The organism is Nostoc sp. DSM 114161 (assembly GCF_052692665.1).
Genome location: NZ_CP195141.1, coordinates 4,912,655 through 4,935,167 on the forward strand (window position 1 = coordinate 4,912,655; position 22,513 = coordinate 4,935,167).

Here is a 22,513-nt window from a genome sequence, read left to right on the forward strand (position 1 = left end):
CTTAAAATTCCTCTAGTATCGATAAATGAGCTAATCGGGTTTGATTATTGTATAATCGGCATGATTCAATCATTTTTGAATTTTAGATTGCCGATTTAAGATTTTTTTAGGTTTTGGGATTTGAGATTTGTTCTCGTATTTAAATTCTCTAGCTCTGAAACTATTTCTAAATTTTAGATTGAGAATTATCCTATGGAAAATCTAAAATTCAAAATCTAAAATTCAGTCAACCCGGCTTTGTCCTTCTGTGTAATAGTTGCAGGCGGTTAAGCTATGCTGGAAATTCCTGAATACCAAATTCTGACAAAAATCCATGAAAGCGTTAATTCACGCGTTTATAGAGGAATTCATCAAGTGGATGGGTTGCCTGTAATCTTCAAAGTTTTGAAGAAAGACTACCCCACTCCAGAAGAAATCACGCGCTATAAGCTCGAATATGAAATTACACGCAGTTTATCATTGGAAGGCGTTATTCAGGCTTATGATTTTCAACAATATCAAAATACTTTTCTACTCATTTTGGAGGATTTTGGAGGAGAATCTTTAGCAAAAATTATAACTAATAAAAAATTTACTCTAACACAGTTTCTCAAGTTAGCCGTTAAGATAACTCAGAGTTTATCGGAAATTCATAGTGCGAATATTATTCATAAAGATATTAATCCGTCAAATATTGTTTTAAATCCCCAAACACAAGAGCTTAAAATTATTGATTTTGGAATTTCAACTGACTTATCGCGCGAGACTTTAACTATCAAAAATCCCACGGTACTAGAGGGAACGCTAGCTTACATATCTCCAGAGCAAACAGCCAGAATGAACCGTTCTCTGGACTATCGAACTGATTTTTACTCTCTAGGTGCTACTTTCTATCAACTGTTAACCAATCGATTGCCTTTTGAATCCAGTGATGCCTTGGAGTTAATTCATTATCACCTGGCTTTAGAACCTATTCCACCGCATTTTATCGATCCAGAAATTCCGGTGATGGTTTCAGAAATTGTTCTGAAACTGTTAGCTAAGACCGCAGAAGAACGCTATCAAAGTGCCTGGGGAATTAAAACCGATTTAGAAGAGTGTCTCAAGCAGCTACAATACAGCGGACGAATTGATTCTTTTTTGTTAGGGAAACAAGATATTTCTGAGAAGTTTCAGATCCCAGAAAAACTTTATGGCAGACAAAGGGAGGTAGAGGCATTATTAGGAGCATTTCAAAGAGTGGCAGGACAAAGCGAACTGATGCTAATCGGGGGATATTCCGGTATTGGGAAGTCAGTTTTGGTGCAGGAAATTTATAAGCCGATTACACAGCAACGAGGCTACTTCATTGCGGGTAAATTTGACCAATATCAGCGTAATATTCCTTATTATGCGATCGCCCAAGCTTTTGAGTCACTAATCAAACAATTACTGACTGAAGATAAAGCACAGCTGTGTCAGTGGCGCAAGCATCTGTTGGCTGCTCTTGGTGCCAACGCTAGAGTCATTACCCAGGTAATTCCAGCACTGGAGTTGATTGTAGGCAGCCAGCCAGACGTACCTGTTCTGCCGCCAACTGAAGCCCAAAATCGCTTTCACCAAGTTTTCCAAAATTTCATTGGCGTCTTTACTCGTTCGCAACATCCCCTAGTCATCTTTTTAGACGATCTTCAGTGGGTAGATAATGCCTCCTTGAAGCTGATCGAATTATTAACTACCGCAACCATTGGGCAATCTTTGTTGTTAATCGGGGCTTACCGAGATAACGAGGTAAATCCAACCCATCCCCTGATGCAGATGGTAAAGGAAATCCGCCAAAGTAAAGGAGTGGTAAATCACCTTTGTTTGTCACCTTTAAGTCTACCTGACATCAATCAGTTAATCGCCGATACATTGCACTGCCAGCTAGAAGATTCTCTGTTATTGGCAGAACTAGTACAACTAAAAACCGGTGGCAATCCCTTTTTTATTAATGAATTTTTGAAATCTCTCCACACCGAAGGGTTATTAGAATTTCATCGCCAAACTAAAAAATGGCAGTGGTCGATAGAGCAAATTCGCCATCGTGAAATTACGGAGAATGTTGTACATTTGATGGCAGCGAAAATTCAAAAGCTGAACAAACAGACACAGCAAGTTTTACAGCTAGCTGCCTGCATTGGCAACTGTTTCGATCTGCAAACTCTGGCATTTGCCGCCCAATTATCCCAGCGAGAAGCCGCCCAGGCTTTAGGAGTAGCGATCGCCCAAGGGTTGATTCTGCCTTTGAGCAATGCCCACAAATCAGTAGTATTAGATGTAACGCTAACAGCCGACCTGACTCCAGTAGAATACAAATTTGCCCACGATCGCATCCAGCAAGCGGCCTATTCGCTGATTCCCCAAGCCCAACAAAGCAACGTCCATTGGCAGCTGGGACAGTGCTTTTTACAAATAACTTCCGCACAACAGTTAGAACACAAAATTTTTGATATCACCAACCAACTAAACCTGGGCAGAAAAGCGATCGAAAATCAATCCCAGCAGCATCATTTGTCTCGGTTAAACCTGATGGCAGGAGAAAAAGCCAAAGCATCAGCCGCTTATGACGCTGCTTGGAGATATTTGCAAATTGGTTTGGATCTCCTGACAACCGATAGCTGGCAAACAGATTATGACTTTACCCTGACCCTGTACAATGCAACCACTGAAGCAGCTTATCTGAGCGGCAATTTCGAGCAAGTACAGCCACTATTCCAAGAAGTACTCCATCGCGCAACAACTCTATTAGCCAGCTTAAAAGTTTACGATGTCAAAATTCAGACTTATGTGGCTGAAAATAAATTACTAGAGGCGATTCAAATAGCTTTAGAGTTACTTCAGCAATTAGGAATTCACCTGCCCATCAGCCCAAGCTTTGAGGATGTTCGGCAAGCACTTTCGGAAACTGACTCTAAATTGGCAAACAGACGCATTGAAGATTTGGTTGACCTGCCAATCATGTCCCAGCCAGAAATGCTAGGGGCAATGCAACTTTTGGCAAGGATGTGTGCATCAGCTTATTTGGCAGTACCTCCCTTATTTTTGCTGATTGTACTCAAGATGGTGGATTTGCTGGTTGAGTACGGAAATATGACCTTGGCTCCCTTTGCCTATGCTGCCTATGGAATTATTCTTTGTGGAGTAGTCTTAGACATTGAAGCAGGGTATCAATTTGGTCAACTGGCTTTAAGTCTACTTGGCCCAGATACCAAATCCATTCAAGCCAGAACCTTATTCGCGGTTACCAATCAGATTAACGTTTGGAAGACACACCTGAAAAACAGCCTCAAGCCACTCCAAGATTGCTATCAAATTGGTGTCGAGCAAGGCGATTTAGAGTTTGCTGGCTACGCGGCTATGTATTTTTGTGCTTATTCATTTGCAGCCGGTCAACCTCTAACTGAACTCGAACTGCATCTAACCAGCTATGCTCAGGCAGTAAAACAAATCAAGCATTCGGCTGGCATTGATTTTGTAGAAATTTGCCAGCAGACTGTTTTGAATCTGGTTGAGGAAGTTCCCAATTCTGGGATGCTATCCGGTCAAGCTTACGACGAAGCAACTCGGCTACCCCAAATGGAACAAACGAATTTTCACGCAGGTTTGTTCTATTTCTACCTGAATAAATTATTTCTCTGTTATTTGTTTGGCGATGGAAATCAGGCGATGTCTGCGTTGAAAAATTTGGATGCCTGCGGCGGACTGGGCCAAGAAGCAGCGACAGACCGCGCCTTAGCCAATGCTGTCCTCGCCCAAGAATATTTAGCAGCCATGACGGGAGCAGCCTTGGTTGGGATGTTTCGGTTCTACGATTCTCTATGCCGACTGGCGGTGTATTCCCACACAAACACCGCAACACAATCCCAATTGTTGGAGCAGGTAGTAGAAAATCAAGCAAAAATGCAAAATTGGGCGCACCATGCCCCAACGAACTATCTACACAAGTGGTATTTAGTAGAAGCAGAACGGCATCGGGTGTTGGGTCAAGTAGTCCAAGCAATGGACGCCTACGATCGCGCCATTGCCCTAGCAAGGGAGAACGAATACCTGCAAGAAGAAGCTTTAGCAAACGAACTAGCTGCAAAGTTTTATCTAGCACACAACCGCATCGCAATCGCCAAAGCTTATTTCCAAGAAGCGAGGTACGGTTATTTAAGGTGGGGAGCAACCGCTAAAGTCCGAAATCTAGAAAAACAGTATCCCCAATTGTTAGAGGTGTACTTTGAAAAAACCGAAATAAGTCAAATTAACACCACAGAATCGGCTGCAACTAAATTAGAAGCACTAGACTTAGAAACGGTGTTGAAAGCTTCCCAAGCGATCGCCAGCGAGATTGTCTTAGATCGACTCCTGGCAAAACTGATGACGATCTTAATTGAGAATGCCGGAGCGCAAACAGGTTATCTGATTTTGCCAACAGCAGACGAATGGCAGATTGAAGCCATGAAGTCCATCGGCCAAGCCACTTTAATATCAAAAGACTGCAATCCTGACTTACCAACGACCTTAATCAATTACGTGACTCGCACCCAGGAAAGTATCGTCCTCGATAATGCTGCTGCTGAAGGCAACTTTCAGTCCGAACCTTGGATTGTGCGACGCCAATCGAAATCAATTCTTTGTACTCCACTGTTGAACCAGGGAAAACTAACAGGAATTGTGCTTTTAGAAAACAATCTCACCACCAAGGCATTTACCCCAGAGCGAATTGAAGTCCTGCACTTACTTTTTACTCAGGCAGCTATTTCCATTGATAATGCCCGTTTGTTAAAGCAGCAAGCAGAATTAAATGCATCCTTACAGGCTGAAATTGCCGATCGCCAACGGGCCCAAAAAGACCGCGATCGCTTAATGGCCATGCTGGAGGCCACCAGCGACTACGTTGGTCTGGCAGATTCCCAAGGTAATGTCCTCTGGAATAATGCTCAGTTACGCAAACTGCGCGGTCTTTCTCTGGATGCAGACCTCTCCAACTTGAAGATCGCCGACTACCATCCCCAATGGGCGCTAGAGATTCTGCAAAACCAGGGCATTCCAGCAGCAATTCGAGATGGAATTTGGCTTGGTGAAATCGCTTTGCTTGGCAGCGACGGCAGAGAAATTCCGGTTTCCCAAACCATCGTTGCTCACAAAGCAACAGATGGCAGTGTAGAATATTTTTCTACCATCGTCCGGGATATCAGTGAGGCGAAACGCCGAGAAGCGGAACTCAAAAGAGCAGAAACAATGCTGCAAAATCTGGTTACAGGAACGGCTGCGGTTACAGGGCAAGATTTTTTCCCAGCTTTGGTTCATCATATTGCCGCAGCCTTACACGTCCCCTATGCCTTGGTCACCGAATTAGTTGAAGGCAAACTCAAAGCTCTGGCTTTTTGGGCGCATGGGGCATTGCAACCAGAAATATCCTACTTTCCGGCGCGTACACCATGCGAATTTGCCTTAAGAGACGGATTGTTTTACTGCGAAAGCTGCGTTCAAGAATTTTTCCCTGAAGACTTAGACTTAGTAGCAATGGAAGCAGATAGTTATCTGGGTATTTCCTTAAAAAATGCCAGCGGCGACCCGATTGGTAATCTTTGCATCCTCGACGTGGAACCACTCTCAGATCGGCTACGAATAGAGATAATTTTAGACGTATTTGCAGCGCGGGCAGCAGCAGAATTAGAGCGCAAAAGGGCGATTGAAGCTCTGCATCAACTCAACCAATCTTTAGAAATCAGGGTCAAACAACGAACTGCCCAATTAGAAACTGCTAACAAAGCGTTGGAGGCCTTTGCTTATTCAGTTTCCCACGATCTGCGGGCACCGCTGCGGGCCATCGATGGCTTTTCGAGAATGATGCAGGAAGATTACGGCGATCAACTAGATGCCGAAGCCAATCGTTACTTAAAAATTGTCCGCGACAATGCCAAACGTATGGGTGAGTTGATTGATGATTTGTTGACTTTATCTCGTTTGGATCGCAAAGAAATGTCCCGGCAACCAGTGTTTCCCAATGAGATTATTCAAATGGCACTCAATGATTTAGCCCCGGATTGGTCGAGTCGCGAGATTGAATTTGCGATCGCCGATTTACCTGTATGTCAAGCCGATCCTTCCCTGCTCAAACAAGTTTGGCTCAACCTGTTATCCAATGCCATTAAGTACACCCGCTACAAACCCCTTGCCTGCATTGAAGTAGGTTGTCAGGCCATCGATGGTGAAGGAATATACTTTATCAAAGATAACGGGGCTGGATTTGATATGCGCTATGCCGATAAACTTTTTGGAGTCTTCCAACGTCTGCATCGAGAAGAAGAATTTGAAGGTACAGGCATTGGACTGGCCATCGTGCAACGCATTATTCAACGCCACGGAGGGCGCATCTGGGCTGAAGCAGCGAGCGGTCGAGGCGCGACTTTTTACTTCATGCTTCCCAATAACTAACCCATGATTTACCAATCAAGCGATCGCTCCACCGATCCACCTTCCGAGCAACCAATTTCCATTCTCTTAGTGGAAGATAATCCCACTGATGCCGAACTGACTATTCGAGCATTGCGTCGCGCCAGAATTGGCAATCAAATTCAACTGCTTAAGGACGGAGCAGCAGCTCTAGATTTTATTTTTTGCCAGGGAGAATATGCCCACCGCACCATAACGAATCAACCAAAAGTGATTTTGCTGGATTTGAAACTACCAAAGGTGAGCGGATTAGAAGTTTTACGTCAAATCAAGTCCGATCCCCGCACGCAAAAAATTCCGATTGTAGTCCTGACCTCTTCCGCTGAAGACCGAGACATGATCGAGAGTTACCAGTTTGGGGTGAATAGTTACATCGTTAAACCTGTCGATTTTGAACAATTCAACCAAGCAGTTCAACAGCTTGGTTTTTATTGGGTTTTGTTTAACCAATTGCCAGCTTTTTAGTAGAGTAATGTACAGGAAACAGGCAATAAATATAAATAATCAAATCACCATATATGTATGCGATCGCCAAAATTGAAAGTTAAACGTGACATACTCTAATCAATCAGTTATGTCATGTCCGGCTAATCAGTTGTAATTCCATACATCTGTGCAGAAACGGCAAAACCCTCTCCCCTGCCCCTCTGCTCCCCTGCGGCCTTAATGATAAGTCTTTAACCGGACACGATATTAAAGCTTCAGCAATAAAGATACCCTTACACAGCCAAATAAACGATGCCTGCGGCGGTAAACTATGCGATTATCATATAATTGTTAGCTTGACTAACAGTTAGCAGTACATATTAAAATTCTGCTCATGAAAATTTGGAACAGGCAACTAGGCGATCGCGTAAGTAATATCACTTATCACTATTTACCTGCCTTTCGCTGGCGTAATTTTCGGCTGTTTTTTGGAGGACAGTTACTATCATTGTCTGGGACATTTATGACCCAGCAGTTAACTATTCCTTGGCTGGTATACGATTTGACTAACTCTGCCTGGTTATTGGGAGTTGCAGGGTTTGTGCAATTTTTACCTACGTTATTACTGATTCCCTTTTCAGGCGTATTGTCCGATCGCTGGAGTCGTCGGGAGTTGTTAATGCTAGTGCAGATATTGGGAATTGGCGTTTCCTTGGCTTTAACGATTCTGACCTTTACAAATTGGATTACGTTTCCCATCCTATTAATACTGAGCGTTCTCAATGGTTTGCTCAAGGGATTAGATATGCCGGTGCGTCATACAATCGTCACTGAAACCGTAGATGACCGAGCTGATTGGAGTAATGCGATCGCTTTGAATTCAGTAATGTTAAGTTCCTCTTCGGTATTGGGGCCCGCTATGGGTGGAATTTTGATTGGCACGCTAGGGGTGAAATATTGTTTTCTCTACGATACCCTTAGCTACATTCCCGCCATCTTGACTCTGCTAGCTATGCGGCTGAAAGCCAGACCCACGCAGACTCTTACAAACCTGAGCGATACTTTTGAAAAATTGCGGGAGGGCTTTGAATATGTCTCCCACTTCCAGCCGATTAGAGCAATTTTATTAATACTAGCGTTACAGGGTTTAGTCGGAATGTCTCATATTGCGCTGATGCCTGTCTTCGCATCTAAGATTTTAAATGGAGATGCAACTACAATGGCTCACTTAAGTACCTCAGCACCGATTGGTTCTTTGCTTGCTTGTTTGTATCTGAGTGTCAGACGAGGGATTGTGGGCTTAGAGCGTTTGATTGTAGTGGCTCAAGCCTTGATTGGCATGAGTACGATCTCCTTCTCGCTATCGCGTCAAGTTGGGCTGTCCATAATCATATTGGTGTTTGTAGGCTGCTTTGCCATCCTTCTGATTACCAGTAGTAATATGATTATCCAAACCCTAGTTGCCGAAGATAAACGCGGACGGGTAATGAGTTTTTATGCCCTAGCAATGGTGGGTATGATGCCTTTTGGGAATCTGTTAGCTGGAACTTTAGCAGATAATTTTGGTGCGACTAATGCCTTAATTGTTTGTGGCAGTATGAGTATCTTAGGTTCGCTATGGTTCTCTACACAATTGCCAGCAGTCAGTCGTTGGATCGCTTCCCAAACAAATCTCTTCTCTTTGGAAAAGTTGAATTAGTCATAGACTGTTTCACTAAGCTGTTGACAGTTGACGGTTGACTGTCAACAGTCAGCACAAAAAGATAGACCCATGTCTCAACTTTGTAGATTGGGAAATATGGCTAAACATACCTATAGTTTGTAAGTAGTCGTGCAAAATAAATTTCATATAAGTAGCGATGACTTGCTGCGTGGTGGTGCAGGTAACGACGTATGGCGCGGTGATGCAGGGAATGACTGGCTCACTGGTGGCAATGGTAATGATAGCCTATATTATTTTCGGATCTTTGCAATATCTGTCTTGTACTTCATGTAAAGAATTAGCTAGGAAAATATTAAGGCTATATAAAAAATAATCTCGGTAAATAATTATGACTAAATAGTTTTTCTTTTCAATATGTAAAGATATTTGTTCAGAAATCAATTACTCAGTAAATATTCTAATATATTAATATATTAATGATGAGCAGAAATTTTGAATGTTCTGTTCGTTTGTTTATGCTTCGCAATTTGTTTCGTATTTTTCAGCTAGAGCCTCAGGGTTAATAACTGTAAAAAAGACATAAATATCTGTTATCCTGTTTTCAAGCTAGTAAGACTTACGCGTTGGCAAAAAACTCAAATTGAGGTGTGTCTTTTGAGCTTTAAATCTGAATTTTTGAGACTTTTTGAGTAATTTTTGGGTTGTACTAAACCTAAAGTATTAGTCATCAAGATGATTAAAGTCAAAAATAGCTAATTTTAGAAGTTATAGACGCTCAGAAATTTGTACAATGCCTAAGACTTAGATAGTTATAGAAATGCTAGTTGCAATTTCGCGAACAGGATAAATTGTTAAGAAAAATAACTCTGAATAATAGCATGAGAATATGCCGAAAGATTGCATATGGTCAATTATTTCTGCTCTTAAACAACACTGCAACTTCAGAATTGAACTTACTTCAACAATTGATTCATGTAGGAAAAAATTATGGCAAATATCATAGGAACCAATGGTGATGATACTCTACAGGACACCACCAGCGCGGACACGATTAACGGTAAACTTGGCAACGATACCATTATTACAAGTGGTGAAGGCAACGACACCCTGACTGGCGGAGGCGGCAACGATACATTTGTTTACGATTCGGACTACTACGGCTTTGCTGGTACTTATACAATCACTGATTTTGGTGGAGTAGGTAAAGGAACAAACCCAACACCATCAGTTATTGCCGAAGTTGATAAGATTCAATTTTTTGGTGTTGAGTTGAGTGTGCGAAATCTGCTGCTGACGCAAAATGGTAGCGATTTAGAAATCACTTTTGAATCAGCCGATTCTACGCCTAAATTCATCCTCCAAAACTTCAAACTAGAAGACTTGGAGAACTTGAAAGCTTCTGGTAGTACGCCAGCCATTGGTAATATTATCTTTAATAACGAAACTACGGTTACTGATAGTTTTAATGTTGTGGATGCCAATTCTACTGATACAACCATCGGCATCAAAAACACAGTCACTTTTCTCAATGACCTTGCTAACAACATTACAGGTTTAAACAACTCAGATGATGTGATTAATGGTCAGGGAGGTAATGACAAAATCAATGGCTTAAGTGGTAACGATCTTTTGAGAGGTGGTGTGGGAAATGATACTCTCATTGGTTGTTTAGGCAATGACACCCTGGTTGATATAACTGGCAATAATTCCCTTGTTGGTGGTATTGGTGACGATCGCTTGAATGCTGACTTTTCAACAGGTGATAATTTCCTTGATGGCGGCAGTGGCAACGATTACTTAAATGCTGAGGATTCAGAAGGTAATAACTTACTCTCTGGGGGCGATGGCGATGATATTCTTAGCACCTCTTACCTTTCTGGTAGGCTTGGACAGATATTTACTGGCTCCTTAGGTAATAACACTCTCAACGGTGGTACTGGTAATGATACATTGCGTGCTGAGTCTCCAACAGGCAATAACTTACTTAATGGAGGCAATGGCAATGATTTTCTTTCCACCTCTGGCCGTAACTCATATAGAGGGTTTGTTTATTTTATCTCCTCAGGTAATAACACTCTCAATGGTGGCGCTGGTAACGATACATTGCTTGCTGAGATTTCAACAGGCAATAACTTACTCTCTGGCGGCGATGACAATGATTATCTCGACACCTCTGGCGGTCTCATTAATCCCAACTATAAAGATAGTTACGATCCTTCCTCAGGCAATAACACTCTCAATGGTGGCGCTGGTAACGATACATTGCGTGCTGAGCTTTCAACAGGCAATAACTTACTCTCTGGTGGCGATGGCAATGATTATCTCTCCACCTCTGGCATTGTCAACACTGTCATAAATTCCAACGATGAAGATTACAATCCCTCGTCAGGCAATAACACCCTCAACGGTGGTGCTGGTAATGATACATTGCGTGCTGAGATTTCAACAGGCAATAACTTACTCTCTGGTGGCGATGGCAATGATTCCTTGTATGTAAGCCCCTCATCTGGCGATAGTGTTCCCTCTTATTTAGTGACTCAAACAGTAGATGGAGGCAAGGATGAGGATTTATTGTCGGTTGATTACACCAACGCTAGCACAGGAATCACAACGACATTCAATGCTACTACTAATGTTACCTCAATCGCAGCAGGCAAGTATCAGGTTAATTACAAAAATATTGAACGATTAAATATCTCAGGTACAGCCTACAATGACAACATCGTGGCGAGCAATGGCAATGATACGCTCACCCCTGGCAATAGCGGCAAAGATACGATAGATGGGGGTCGAGGTGGGGATTTGTTGTTTGTCGATTACAGCGGTGCTACCACAGGAATTACTTCGACATACAATGCCACTACTAACATCGGCTCAATTACCGCAGGTGCGAACTCGGTTAATTACAAAAATATTGAACGATTAGATATCACAGGTACATACTACGATGACTTCATTGTGGGAACCAATGGTAATGATATCCTCACAGGTGGCAATGGTAATGATACCCTCTATGGAGGAAGTGGTATTGATACGTTTGCTTTTGATATTTTTGATTTTGATGAAGGGAGCGATCGCATTTATGATTTCAATGCAACTAATGAAGTAATTCAGGTATCGCCTGCTGGTTTTGGTAGTGGATTATCGGCAGGTGTACTAAAAGCTAATCAATTTACAATCGGTGCATCTGCAACCACTAGCGCTCAAAGGTTTATTTATAACTCCACCACAGGTGAATTGTTCTTTGACCAGGATGGTAGTGGGGGTGCATTTACTCAGCTACAATTTGCTTTAGTTACTGCTGGCTTGTCATTAACCAACAATAATTTTGTGGTTGTTTAATCGTGGTTAAGGCTGTATTCATCTAGGTAGAGAAAGTTGCAAATGCTGGGAATGCGAGATGTCTGAAATACTGGACTTTAGACTAAAGATGAGCGATCGCCTTCATCTTGAAGGCGATTCTCTTTCAAAGACGCTACGCGATCGCTCGGTAAGTGGTCTGTCCCAAACGGCAGGGCGATCGTAAAGTTTATGCCTTCAAGCTTCTTACTTTGTTATACACATCAATATTTAGATGCGTTTGCCCTAGCTAGAAAGCTGAGATAACATATCAGATGCTAAAGGAATAACAGGTCGATAATCTTGACTAACAAGAAAATCTGGTCGTGGGTTTATAACTGGAGAAGGAATATTTTCAATACTATTATAAGTAATAATTACTGTTGAACGCCCAAAAGGTGATATATTATTGCTAGAGGCGTGGACAATATTACTATCAAAAAACACTAATGAACCTGCCGCAGCTTTGATAAAAGTAATTCCATATTTTGATACTAAATTAGTAATTAATTTCTGGTTGAGAGAATACTTCAAATTAGCGCTAAAACTCGATATCCATTCCTGACTTTCATTAGAACTATGAGCCGTAACATCAATCATCTCTTCTTTATGAGAACCAGGAATCAAAAATAGCGGGCCATTAAATTCGTTCATATCATCTAACAAACACATGGCGTTGACTGCTTGAGGTCTTTGCATTCCATCCTCTTTACGCCAATAGATGTAGTCTTGATGCCACTTCCAAATATCGCCGCTAAATGCTGCCTTAATATTAATTTTGAATTGATATACATATACTTGACTGCCAACTATTTGCATTGCAGGTTCAACGATAAACGGATGTCTTGTTAGACACTTGAAAACATCATTTGTTATATGCGAACCGTGCAATGAACGTAAAGTTTTACCATCTTTTTCCAGAACTTTTTTGGGTGAGTTATCTGCTGATAAACTAGATAATTCTGCTTTCATCGCTTCAATTTCACCGCGAGAAAAATATTCTGGCAATACAAGAAATCCTTGATTTTTATAAATTAATAACTGTTCTTCTGTGAGGTGCATATTAAAAGCCTGCATCTATGTGTAATTCAAATTTATCTGTTTTAATAATTACAGCAATTGTCAAAAACACTTAAATTGTCCAGAATTTATTGATAAGTTAAGCTACTCAAAAATACCGAAAATTAATCATTATTAAATTAGATATTCATGAGTAGATATTAACTGTATCTACTAAACTATTCGGTTCTTAAATCGCATAGTCACTTCCTAAGTTTGTTGACCAATGACGGTTAACTGTCAACCGCGATCAGTTAACAGTCAACACGAGAAAATGTGCAATTTAAATATATGACAGCTTATGCAGATTACATACTCAAAAATCCACTACGTTGGAAATAATCTAAATATTTACCGATTAATTCCGCATCGATTGATGGGCATTTAATTGACGTATTGGCAATTGCATTTAGTGTATTGCGACAGTCTAAATCAGCAGTATTTTGATATAGCTCCCATGCAGCCTGTTCTTGATTCACTTTTTCAGTGAACATAGGCAAAAGAGCAAATAAGGGATTTGACTGGGAATACTGAGCTTGATTAATTAAATTATCTGTCCATTGAGAATATGGTACTTTTTGAAGTTGGTATCCACAAGCTGATATCAACTCAAATAATTTAATTAAATCAATGTTTTCCGATGGTAAAGGCACTATATGAAACGCCTTTCCTAAAGATTCTTGTGTCTGAGATATTTTAACAATGGCTTTACTGGCATAATCTACAGTAATTAAATCTTGTTTTTGATTGATTAGTTCTGGAAAACTACCTACTTGTATGCAACCTACGATCAATCTAGATATGAAGTCATCTGTATTAGTGACACCAGTCTGGGGATGACCCATTAAAAATCCCGATCTGATGACTGTTACAGGAATTCCTCTAGATTTAGCAATCCAAACAAGTTTTTCAGCTACCCATTTACTTTGTGTATAGCCAATCTCTTGAGAAAGATAAGGTTCGCTATTATCAATGTCGTCATCCTCATAAAGGACATTCAACCCATTTATACAAGCCATTGCGCCAAAAACTGCCATTGTTGAAATGTAGTGTACTGGCTTGAGTTGATGCTGACACGCTAATCTGAGAACTTCTTGCGTACCAAGAACATTTGCTGCCTTAATTACAGAATATGGTTTAGCAAAGTTGACTTGAGCGCCGCTATGATAAATAACATCAATCTGCTGTGCTAACTTCTCAAATTGCTTTACAGAAATTCCAAAACGAGGTAAAGCTAAATCTCCTGGTATGGGGATGATTCTGGAACTTTGGCTTGCATCCCAAATTAAATATTTTTCTAGGGTTTTCTGTAGTCTTTTGAAACCTTCAGTTTCGTTCTTAGCACGCACGAGACAATATATTTTTGCCTGAGTTTGCTGTAGCAATTCATGGATTAAGAAAGCACCTAAAAAGCCTGTTGCTCCTGTTAAAAAAATATGATGCGGTTGGTTGATATCCTTAGCAAGGACTCCTTGGGGATAAATGTTTGGATCTAGTACGGCTTCAGCTTTGAGATTAACAACACTATCCAAAACAGCAGTTCCTTTTTGATGCAGTTTGTCAATGATTTGGCTGAGTCCTTCTATAGTTTGCTGCTCAAAAATATATCTTACAGGCAGTTCTACTTGAAAAGTTTCTCGTAGATACATCATTAACTGGGTAGCTAATAGGGAATTACCACCTAGTTCAAAGAAGTTATCTTGAATTCCGACACGATCGCTACCCAATACCTTAGCCCAAATAGCAACCATTTTTGACTCAGTAGGAGTACGAGGTGTAATTAATGCTGCTTCTAGACTGCTTCTGGACTGATCTGGTGCGGGTAGCGATCGCCGATCTAACTTACCATTAGGTGTTAATGGCAATTTCTCTAAGCATACAAAAGCTGTAGGCACCATATATTCTGGTAGCTTTTGTTCCAGAAAGCGGCGGAGTTCTACTGCCAATTTTCGGGTAAATTTACCCTGTAGAGGTTGATTGGCATAGTAATTCCAAGGTTTAAGGGCAACTGTATCTCGATTAGCGATCGCTTGTGCTACTTTTTCTTGCTCGCGATGTCTAAAAACTACGTCGTAACAGTCAACCACACTCGATTCTGACCAAGTAATATCGAGCAAATAGGGTAAATCTTCACTTAAATTCCACAGTTCTTCCGGATCGATGCCAATTTGGGGAAGTTGTTCTAAATGGGATCGCACTTCACCTACTGTCTTAGGCCCATCTGGACTATTGAGCAATTCTATAGTCTTGACTTCCTTAATTACTCTGGCATTGGGTACATTTTTGATTCCTAAAATCTCTGGCTGAGTTGCTAATAACAGATGACGAACAGATGACAAAGTTAGCTGTTGTTGTTGCCAATCCAACCAAGTAATTCCAACAGTGTTATCAGTATTAATTCCTATATGTAAAATCGCATCGTAGCGGAACTTTGTCAGTTCGTTATGATGCTGACCTCGTTTGACTTGAATTTGAACGCGGCCTATCTTAGGCAAGTGCTGCTGTAATGCCCTAAAAAAGTCTGGGTGAATTACCAGTTCTTCCTCTTGATTGAGGCGTTGGCGAATGCGCTCTTGTAACTGTAGTGTGGAAAGTGTAGATGATGCTTGATACAGGGCTACAGAAGTGTGGTAGGCCTCTAGTAAAGGTAGACTGCGTACATCTCCGATAAATATAAAACCACCAGGCTGCACAGCGTTGACTGCTCCCGTCAAAACTTGCAGCAGATAGTCAATGCTAGGAAAATACTGAACTACCGAGTTGATAATTACCGTATTGAAGGCATCTGCTTCAATACCCTCAAAATTGTCAGCAGGTCTTTGCAACAAAGTCAGTTGCGGCCAATCTTGACCGGACTGCAACTGTTGGATTTGTCGCAGGGCTTCTGGTGCAAAGTCAGTACCCCAATATTTACTGCAATGGGAAATAATTTTGCATAGCAACAAACCTGTACCGCAACCAATTTCTAGTACTTGGCTGGGTTGTAGAGAAAGAATCCGTTCAACAGTGCAATCTACCCACTCGCGCATTTCTTCAGCAGGAATAGGCATACCTGTATAACTACTGTTCCAGCCAATAGTATTGAATACGCGGTTCTGTTGCTCAGTAGTTTGCTTGTAGGTTTGATCGTAAATTGTTTGCCACTGGGAAAGGTGTTCGGTTTGCCAATTTGTTAATAACTCTGGGGCGTTCTCATCTTGTTGATTTTGTACTACATAAGCTACTAAACGCTTTTGTCCGGGTATATCTTCCCGGTCTATGACCACACCTTTCTGGACTGAGGGATGTTGTGTCAAAACGGCTTCAATCTCTCCTAGCTCAATTCGGAAGCCACGAATCTTCACTTGGTGGTCGATACGACTGAGATACTCAATATTACCATCAGGGAGATAACGAACTAAATCCCCTGTTTTATAAAGGCGATCGCATTTTTCCCCATCCCCTCTGCTCCCCTGCTCCCCTGCTCCCTTGCCTCGACCGAAGGGATTAGGAATAAACCGAGCTTCCGTCAAATCTGGGCGATTGAGATAACCACGCGCTAAACCAGCACCGCCAATGTAGAGTTCTCCTGGCACACCTACAGGCACAGGTTGTAACTGAGAGTCCAGTATATAGAACTGAGTATTGGCGATCGGGCGACCAATTAGAACTTGTCCGTCTTCAGATGCAACTTTATATGTTGCTGACCAGATGGTAGTTTCAGTAGGGCCATAAACGTTCCATAAAGTAGCACATCGCTGTTGCAACTGTTTAGCTAATTTTCTCGGCAAAGCTTCCCCACCACACAGGATTTTCAAATCTTTACTCCCTTGCCAACCTGCCTCTAGCAGGAGTTGCCAAGTGGCTGGAGTAGCTTGCATAACAGTAACGCCATTGCTTAATTTGGCAATTAACGCTGTGCCATCCATAGCCTCTTCCCGGCTGACCATAACAACACGCGCACCGAGAGTAATTGGTAGGAAAATTTCGAGTACGGCAATGTCAAAGGATAAAGTAGTTACAGAAAGCAGTGTGTCTTGCTCTGTCAGTTCCAAATGCTGACCCATGAAGTGAAGGAAATTAACTACACAGCCGTGTATAATTTGTACGCCTTTAGGTTTACCAGTAGAACCGGAGGTGTAAATTACATAAGCTAAGTTGTCAGGATTAACACTAGTATCTAGGTTATCTTGGTTTTGTGTAGCAATATCCTGCCAGTCTTTATCCAAACAGACAATATGCGCTTGATGCTTTGGAAGTTCTGCCAACAAATGCTGCTGGGTTAAGAGTACTGATAGCTGCGAATCTGACACCATCAAAGATAAACGCTGCTGGGGATAGGCTGGATCTAGAGGTATATAAGCCCCACCAGCTTTGAGAACCCCTAATAGAGCTACCATCACATCTAGAGAACGTTCTAGACAAATCCCTACTAATACATCTGGCCCTACACCTAAAGCTTGTAAATGACGGGCTAACTGGTTGGCTCTAGCATTCAACTCGCGATAAGTTATTTGTTGGTCTGCAAATATCGCTGCTATTGAGTTAGGTACGCGCTTTACTTGGGCTTCAAATAGTTGATGAATGCAAGTTTGTTGCGGGTAATCTGCTTGAGTTTGATTCCATTCCATTAATAATTGTTGGCGTTCAGCAGGTGTTAAAAGTGGTAAATCTGCTACTCTCTGGTCTGGATTAGCAACAATCCCGGCAACTAAAGTCTGGAAATTTTCTCCTAACCGAGAGATAGTAGCAGCATCAAATAAGTCGGTGCTGTACTCAAACCAGCCACTAATTCCATCTGGCGTTTCAAATAATTCTAGGAATAAATCGAACTTGGCTGTACCATTGTGTTCTAAGCGATGGTTGATTGTTAAACCGGAAAGTTCTAAAGCTTGTATGGGTACATTTTGCAGTGCAAAGCAGATTTGGAATAAGGGATGGCGGCTCAAATCGCGCTCTGGTTCTAGTTCCTCCACCAGTTTTTCAAAGGGTACGTCTTGATGAGCGTAAGCTTCTAAAGTGACTTCTCGTACTTGCTTGAGCAGCTGGCGGAACGTTGGAGAATCGGAAAAATCGCTGCGTAGTACTAAAGTGTTAACAAAGAATCCAATTAAACTCTCGATTTCATGATGATGGCGGTTGGCTATTAACGAGCCTACTACGATGTCTTCACTACTCGTATAGCGGTATAACAGCGTTTGAAATGCTGCTAAGAGGGTCATAAACAAGGTACATCCCTGTTGCTGGCTGAACCGAGTTACTGCCTCGCTAAGAGATTTGGAGAGTGCTAGAGGTTGACGCGCTCCGCGATAAGTTTGGATAGCTGGGCGGGGGCGATCGCTCGGCAATTGTAAAATGGGTAAATCTGCTAGCTGTTGCTTCCAGTAAGCTAGTTGCTCTGATATGACTTTTCCTTGCAACCATTGCCTCTGCCAAACAGCAAAATCTGCATACTGTATAGTCAGTTCAGTTAGAGGAGAAGGTAAGCCATTGGCAAAAGCTTGATACAGCAATGTCAGTTCTTGCAACAAAACGCTCACAGACCAACCATCAAAAACAATGTGGTGAATGCTCAAAAGCAGTAGAGATTCCTCTGCATCTACTTGTATTAGGGTTGCCCGCAATAGCGGCCCGCGGTTGATATTAAAGGGTTGTTGGAATTCTTCAATCGCCAATCGCTGAATTTCTGTATCTTTTTCTGATTCCGGCAGCGATCGCAAATCTTCCAGATGTATAAGTACACTTAGCGCCGGAATAATAATTTGTACGGGCTGCCCATCTAATGAAGCAAAAGTGGTGCGTAAAACTTCGTGCCGCCGCACAATTTCGTTGATGCTTTGCTCTAAGGCTTTCACATTTACCCGACCAAACAGGCGAAAAGTTTGGGGGAAATTGTAAAAGGGACTGTCGGGCAACAACTGTTCGAGGAACCACAATCGCTGCTGGGCAAAGGAAAGGGGTAAATTTTGGTTGCGGGTTACAGGTGCGATCGCCCAAGTATGCCATTCTTGATTTTGCTTGAGTTGCACCTCGATACTTTCAGCCAAGCTAGCAACAGTAGGCGCATCGAATAAACGCCGTAATGGTATATCCAACTGATAGGTATCTCGAATCCGAGAAATTACCTGTGTGGCTAGTAGTGAGTGTCCCCCGATCTCGAAAAAGTTATCTTGGACGCTAATCTGCTGTAATTTCAAAACTTTCAGCCAAATTTTTGTTAGTACTTCCTCAACAGCAGTACGAGGTGAAACAAAATCTTGCTCTTGATTCCATCGGTTGCGATCGGGTACTGGTAGGGAACGACGATCTACTTTCCCATTCGGTGTTAGCGGCAATGCATTTAACATCACAAAACTGGAAGGTATCATATAATCTGGCAACTTCTCTTGGAGAAATCTCCGAAGATTGCCACTTATTGTCCGCTGCAAGATTTTCCATAGCTGTTGAGTTTCTAAGATATGCTCTATGCTTTGGTTAAAGAGGACTTTTTCACTGGGCGTTAGAGTCAACTCAACACCAGCCCGCTTACCCTGGCACCAAGCAACACAGCCGTCTACCCAAAGTTCTTCTGATATTACTGGCAACTTTAGACAAAGACGGACTTGTTTACCTTTTGCCCAACTGAATGGCACTTCTACCAAGCACACACCACCATTGGAGATATCTTCTGTTTGCACTTCTACTATGCGATTGTCATCAGTCTCGACTCGACAAAGACTTTCATAAGGTACTCGTTCTGGAATTAGGCTAGAAACAATATAAGCAACTAGGCGCTTTTCTCCAGGTACATCCTCACGCGCTATGACTGCGGCTTCGCGCACGTCAGGATGTTGCAACAGTATTGTCTCGATTTCCCCTAACTCAATACGGAAGCCGCGAATTTTTACCTGTTGGTCTATCCGACCAAGATATTCAATATTCCCATCAGGTAAGTAACAAGCTAAGTCCCCTGTTTTATACAAGCGATCGCAGCTTTCTCCATCCCCTCTGCCCCCCTGCTCCTCTGCTCCTCTGCCTCGACCGAAGGGATTGGGAATAAAGCGTTCCTTAGTTAAATCCGGTCGATTGAGATAACCCCTAGCTAAACTAACGCCACCAATATATAACTCTCCCGGAACGCCGATAGGAACTGGTTTTAACTCTGCATCAAGTATGTAGATTTGAGTGTTAGCGATCGGACGACCTATGGAGGGATAAGCAGGCCAGGAATCAGGATTTCGATCTAATGTTAAAGCTGTTACTACATGGGTTTCTGATGGGCCGTAGTGATTGTGAAATGAGCAGTGTGGCAGGGATTTGAATAATTTAACGATAGCTGGAGTGATTTGCAGTTGCTCGCCTGTGGTGGTAACTTCTTTGAGGCTAGTAAATAATTCCAATCCAGATGCGGCTAGTTCTGCCATTTGCTGTAGTATGACCACAGGCAAAATTGCCTTTTCAATTTCTTGATTGTGAATGAAGTAAGCTAAAGCTGTGGTGTCCCGACGCAAGCTTTCTGAGATGAGAGACAAAGTTCCTCCGGAACACCAAGCAGCAAACATTTCATGAAAGCTGGCATCAAAGCTTAAGGAGGCAAATTGCAAGGTACGGACACCTGTTAATAGTGAATTTAGATGCCATTCGAGTAAGTTCACTAAAGGACGGTGGCCTAAACAAATGCCTTTCGGCCTGCCTGTTGAACCAGAGGTGTAGATGATATAGGCTAAATTTTCTGCTGTGACTTCTGTAGAGGGATTTTCCTGACTGTATTGATCTATCTCGTTCCAGTCAGTATCTAAACAAATAACTTGTGCCTGATGTTTGGGAAGCTCTGGTAGTAATTGGTGCTGAGTGAGCAATACAGATATCTGGGTATCCTCAATCGTGAAAGCTAAACGATCCTTGGGATAGGCCGGATCTAATGGTACGTAAGCACCGCCAGCTTTGAGAACTGCCAAAACTGCGATCGCCATTTCTAGACTTCTCTCGACACAGATTCCCACTGGCATATCTGGCTTCATGCCTAGCGAATGCAAATAATGTGCTAACTGATTCGCTCGCTGATTTAGCTGTTGGTAAGTGAGTGAAGATTGTTCGCGCTTATTTTCTGCCTCTTTAAAGATGAGAGCTAAGGTATGTGGCGATCGCTCCACCTGCGCTTCAAATAGTTGATGAATGCATTTATCTAATGCGTAATTTGTACTCGTATCATTCCAGCTTTCTAATACTTTTTGATGCTCGCTTTCTGGCAATATATTCAGTTGATGAAAATATTCACAACCTTGAATAATTTGATTAGCTATAAATAGCAACCTTTCTAAAGTTTCTATATATACAAAATATTCTTGATTATAAAATATTTCTAGTTCTAGAGTATCCTTAAACTCATTAACTATAAGATGAACTTCATTATCAGCAAAAGAATTACAAACAGTTAATCTAGGGGTTTTCTCTGCAATTGGTATATTAATAATACTAAACTTATAAAAATTATAAAAAAATTTTAATTGTTCGTCCTTGATAGATTTTTTTTGTATAAATACAGAAACATTTTGATAATGCTTCAGATTTTTTCGATAATCACTTATATATGAAACGTAATTACTAATACTAGAAGTTTTATCGCAGCTATTTTGAGGTACAACAATAGGAACTACTTGATAAAGACAACCTAAAACATTAAGTGTTTGCTTATCTCGTTTACCGATAATATCATAAAATACAAAATCTCCTGGTGCTTGTAAATACTTGCTCAAGTAAATACCATACACAGCCCTAAAAAAAGCTGGAATATTACATTTATTTAGTTGGCAATATTTTCTAATCTGTTCTAGCTCATTCCCTGTAATTTGTACTTTTCTAGATTGAGCTTTGTTTTCTTCTTTGGGTTTTATATAAGATGTAACAGGAATAACCTTACTTAAAGATTCCTGCCAGTACTGCTGAATGTCTTGAGTATCAAATTCAAGTAGATGGTTCTCAATACAACCATAAAAAGAATTACCCTCAACCTTTTGAGGAATATTGCCTGCTTTTAAACCTAAATAGACTTTTGCAACTCTTTCAAAGAAAACTTTACCAGAATATCCATCGAAAAGAATATGAGGCGCACCTAAAATAGCAGTATATCCACCCTGTCCATCTTTGACTAAAACATTTTTGAATAAATAATTTTTGTCAAGTTCTAGCTTAACTTTAATTTTTGCTTGGATAACCTGCTCCAAATGATTAAAATCAGCGTTTTTAGTACTTATTTCTATAAATTCATAATGAATATCAGCATTGTTATCTACAAATTGAAAAGGTTCGCCTTGGTAAAAAATAAACTTAGTTTTAATTGTGTCATCTTCTTGACATACTATTCTTACCGCCTGTTCCCAAGTATATGTATCTAAATTTTGTGGCAACTTTATCGATAATCCTAAACTAAAAACAGTACTATCTGGATGGAGCATATTATCCAGATATAAATCTCTTTGTGTAGTTGTGAGTCGGGAAATTTTTCCAATTCTTGATGGTTCATACGGTTCATCTAGTATATTTCCTGTTATCAAAGCCATAAAAACTTCAGAAATTGAGATACTAGCAACATCTGTACCTGCAAAATTATTAATCATAAAGATT

At 41.3% G+C, this 22,513-nt stretch carries 8 protein-coding genes; 6 read left to right on the forward strand and 2 right to left on the reverse strand.

Going from position 1 to position 22,513, the window contains the following annotated elements; all coding sequences use genetic code 11:
• Positions 1-273 precede the first annotated feature (273 nt).
• The 6 genes from NSTC745_RS21090 to NSTC745_RS21115 all read left to right on the forward strand — a co-directional run bounded on the left by NSTC745_RS21090 (position 274) and on the right by NSTC745_RS21115 (position 12,059).
• Complete coding sequence (locus tag NSTC745_RS21090; RefSeq protein WP_445632683.1) at positions 274-6,426, forward strand: AAA family ATPase; 6,153 nt, start codon at positions 274-276, stop codon at positions 6,424-6,426.
• Positions 6,427-6,429: 3 nt separating this feature from the next.
• A complete protein-coding gene (locus NSTC745_RS21095; protein ID WP_445632684.1) occupies positions 6,430-6,909 on the forward strand; it encodes a response regulator in 480 nt (159 codons plus the stop codon).
• A 355-nt stretch (positions 6,910-7,264) separates the two neighbouring features.
• The gene (locus NSTC745_RS21100) at positions 7,265-8,569 is read left to right on the forward strand and encodes an MFS transporter (RefSeq protein WP_445632685.1); all 1,305 of its coding nucleotides are present in this window, start codon (positions 7,265-7,267) and stop codon (positions 8,567-8,569) included.
• 132 nt (positions 8,570-8,701) lie between these two features.
• Positions 8,702-8,866, forward strand: a complete 165-nt coding sequence (locus NSTC745_RS21105) for a hypothetical protein (RefSeq protein WP_445632686.1) — start codon at positions 8,702-8,704, stop codon at positions 8,864-8,866.
• Between the two features lie 654 nt (positions 8,867-9,520).
• Positions 9,521-11,875: a beta strand repeat-containing protein gene (locus tag NSTC745_RS21110; RefSeq protein ID WP_445632687.1), complete on the forward strand. Its 2,355-nt coding sequence runs from the start codon at positions 9,521-9,523 to the stop codon at positions 11,873-11,875.
• A 58-nt stretch (positions 11,876-11,933) separates the two neighbouring features.
• Positions 11,934-12,059 carry a hypothetical protein gene (locus NSTC745_RS21115; protein ID WP_445632688.1) on the forward strand — a complete coding sequence of 42 codons (126 nt, stop codon included), beginning with the start codon at positions 11,934-11,936 and terminating at the stop codon, positions 12,057-12,059.
• Positions 12,060-12,118: 59 nt separating this feature from the next.
• On the opposite strand, the gene NSTC745_RS21120 is transcribed toward NSTC745_RS21115, so the two are convergent.
• Together NSTC745_RS21120 and NSTC745_RS21125 are read right to left on the reverse strand one after the other, a co-directional pair.
• Positions 12,119-12,949, reverse strand: coding sequence for a phytanoyl-CoA dioxygenase family protein (locus NSTC745_RS21120; protein ID WP_445632689.1), 831 nt, complete (start codon positions 12,947-12,949; stop codon positions 12,119-12,121).
• 290 nt (positions 12,950-13,239) lie between these two features.
• A complete protein-coding gene (locus NSTC745_RS21125) occupies positions 13,240-22,506 on the reverse strand; it encodes an amino acid adenylation domain-containing protein (protein WP_445632690.1) in 9,267 nt (3,088 codons plus the stop codon).
• Positions 22,507-22,513: the final 7 nt, after the last annotated feature.

Bases quoted from the DNA above. Each gene is read 5' to 3' on its own strand.
- NSTC745_RS21125 (WP_445632690.1), bottom strand. From the start codon at position 22,506: ATGATTAATAATTTTGCAGGTACAGATGTTGCTAGTATCTCAATTTCT.
- NSTC745_RS21115 (WP_445632688.1), top strand. From the start codon at position 11,934: ATGTCTGAAATACTGGACTTTAGACTAAAGATGAGCGATCGCCTTCAT.
- NSTC745_RS21110 (WP_445632687.1), top strand. From the start codon at position 9,521: ATGGCAAATATCATAGGAACCAATGGTGATGATACTCTACAGGACACC.
- NSTC745_RS21090 (WP_445632683.1), top strand. From the start codon at position 274: ATGCTGGAAATTCCTGAATACCAAATTCTGACAAAAATCCATGAAAGC.
- NSTC745_RS21095 (WP_445632684.1), top strand. From the start codon at position 6,430: ATGATTTACCAATCAAGCGATCGCTCCACCGATCCACCTTCCGAGCAA.
- NSTC745_RS21100 (WP_445632685.1), top strand. From the start codon at position 7,265: ATGAAAATTTGGAACAGGCAACTAGGCGATCGCGTAAGTAATATCACT.
- NSTC745_RS21120 (WP_445632689.1), bottom strand. From the start codon at position 12,949: ATGCAGGCTTTTAATATGCACCTCACAGAAGAACAGTTATTAATTTAT.